Origin of the sequence: Halomonas sp. G15 (assembly GCF_021282295.1) — a bacterium.
In the GTDB taxonomy this organism is placed as follows: domain Bacteria; phylum Pseudomonadota; class Gammaproteobacteria; order Pseudomonadales; family Halomonadaceae; genus Halomonas; species Halomonas alimentaria.
Genome location: NZ_JAJSPA010000079.1, coordinates 1 through 1,906 on the forward strand (window position 1 = coordinate 1; position 1,906 = coordinate 1,906).

Annotated in this window: 3 protein-coding genes; all 3 read left to right on the top strand. The window is 65.5% G+C overall.

Features of this window, described 5'->3' with window-relative positions:
• Positions 1-87: 87 nt before the first annotated feature.
• The gene (gene tnpA, locus LWH48_RS17990) at positions 88-396 is read left to right on the top strand and encodes an IS66 family insertion sequence element accessory protein TnpA (RefSeq protein WP_232913661.1); all 309 of its coding nucleotides are present in this window, start codon (positions 88-90) and stop codon (positions 394-396) included.
• A complete protein-coding gene (gene tnpB / locus LWH48_RS17995; RefSeq protein ID WP_232913662.1) occupies positions 396-746 on the top strand; it encodes an IS66 family insertion sequence element accessory protein TnpB in 351 nt (116 codons plus the stop codon). Before tnpA ends, tnpB begins: the two co-directional genes overlap by 1 nt.
• 45 nt (positions 747-791) lie before the next feature.
• Positions 792-1,906 (top strand): IS66 family transposase (tnpC, locus tag LWH48_RS18000; protein ID WP_232913663.1); only part of this gene is annotated, 1,115 nt, incomplete at its 3' end.

The window sequence follows — 1,906 nt, forward strand, 5'->3', positions numbered from 1 at the left end:
GTAAGCGGCCATTCTGGCGCGTGGTTTCCCGAGGTGGCCTGCCCCCCTACGCTGATCCCGTCATCCACCGACGGAGAATCAGTTCCCATGTCGAAGCGACGCCACTCCCGCCACCCCGCCTCGCAATGGCAGGCCTGGGTCGACGAGCAGTCCCGTAGCGGCCTTTCCCAGCAGGCCTTCTGCCGCCAGACAGGGATCCCCGTCAGCTCCTTCAAGCTCTGGAAGCGGCGACTGGCCGGCGAGGCGCCAATGCCTTATCACATGGCTGCCGAGTCGGCGCTCTTCGCACCCGTGTCAGTGCCGGAGGAGGATGCCGTCGATGATGCGCCTCGCGGCTGGGAGATCGAGCTCGACCTGGGCGATGGTGTCTGTCTGCGCTTTCGCCGGGGGGCATGATGCGCCCGCCGATCACGCTCTGGCTGTGCACCCAGCCCACCGACATGCGTTGCTCGTATGATGGCCTGGCCGCCCTGGTTCGCCGACAGCTGGGCCAGAATCCGCTGAGCGGCCACGGTTTCATCTTCATCAACCGCCGGCGCACCCAGCTCAAGTGCCTGTACTTCCAGGCCGGCGGCTACTGCGTGTGGAGCAAGCGCCTGGAGCGCGGGCGTTTCGCCGCTTTGTCGGTCTCCTCAGGCCAAGCCATCACGCTCAGCCCTGCCGAGTTCGAAGCGCTGATCGAGGGGCTCGACCTGGTGGTCACGAAACGCCGCAAACGCTGGCATCCCAAGGTGTCAGCAGCCTGATGGCATGGTAAAATAACCGTCTGATTCATCGGGAATTATTACCTCGTGACAACGCTTTCTCTGGAACAGAAATACCAGCAGACCCTGGCCGATAACTCGGTCCTCAGGGCAGAGAATGCGTCGCTCCAACGCCAGCTCGACTGGTTCAAGCGGCAGCTGTTCGGTCGCAAGTCGGAGCGCCTGCTGACCATCGACCCGGCTGTGCAACAGAGTCTGCTCGGTAGCCTGCAGGATCTGCCGGCGGCTCCACCACCCGAACCGGATGACGATACCCCACCCGCCAAGACGCCGCCGCGCAAGACGCGCCAGAATGCCGTCAACGACACCGGACTACGTTTCGACGATTCGGTACCGGTCAAGGTCATCGAGGTGGCGCCCGAGCTGCCGGAGGGCGTGACGCAGGACGACATCGAGGTGATCGCCACGCGCAGCACCTTCCGTCTGGCGCAGCGCCGGGCCAGCTTCGAGGTGCTGGAGTATCGCTGCCCGGTGGTCAAGGTCAGCAAGGCGTCGCAGCCCCAGGCAACGCCGGCGCCGGCCACGCTGTTCGACGGCTCCCTGGCCGACGTCAGCTTCATCGCCGGCCTGCTGGTCGACAAGTTCTGCTACCACCTGCCGCTCTACCGCCAGCATCAGCGCCTGCAGCAGGCCGGCATCCAGCTCAGCCGCACCACGCTGACCCAGCAGGTGGCGCGGGCCGCGGCGTTGTTGTCGCCGATCCACCTGGCCCAGCTGGAGCACGTGCTGCAAAGCCAGGTGCTGGCCATGGACGAGACGCCGGTCAAGGCGGGCCGCAAGGCCAAGGGCAAGATGCAGGAGGCGTGGTTCTGGCCGCTGTATGGCGACCACGACGAGATCAGCTTCACCTTCTCCCCATCACGTGCCAAGGCCCACATCGACACGGTGCTGGGCAACCATTTCGAGGGCGTGCTGCTGACCGACGGCAACGCCTCCTACGCCCGCTATGCCGAGAAGCGCCCGGGAGTGACCCACGCCGAATGCTGGGCGCACACCCGTCGCCACTTCGAGAAGGCACAGGGAACCGATGACGCGGTCGAGGACGGCCTGCTGCGTATCGCTGGGCTCTACAAGACCGAGACCTGGATCCGTGAGAAAGGCCGCGAAGGACCCGACAAGCTCAAGGCACGCACCACCTACAG

Coding starts and splice junctions, on each gene's coding strand:
- tnpA (WP_232913661.1), top strand. CDS start 88: ATGTCGAAGCGACGCCACTCCCGCCACCCCGCCTCGCAATGGCAGGCC.
- tnpB (WP_232913662.1), top strand. CDS start 396: ATGCGCCCGCCGATCACGCTCTGGCTGTGCACCCAGCCCACCGACATG.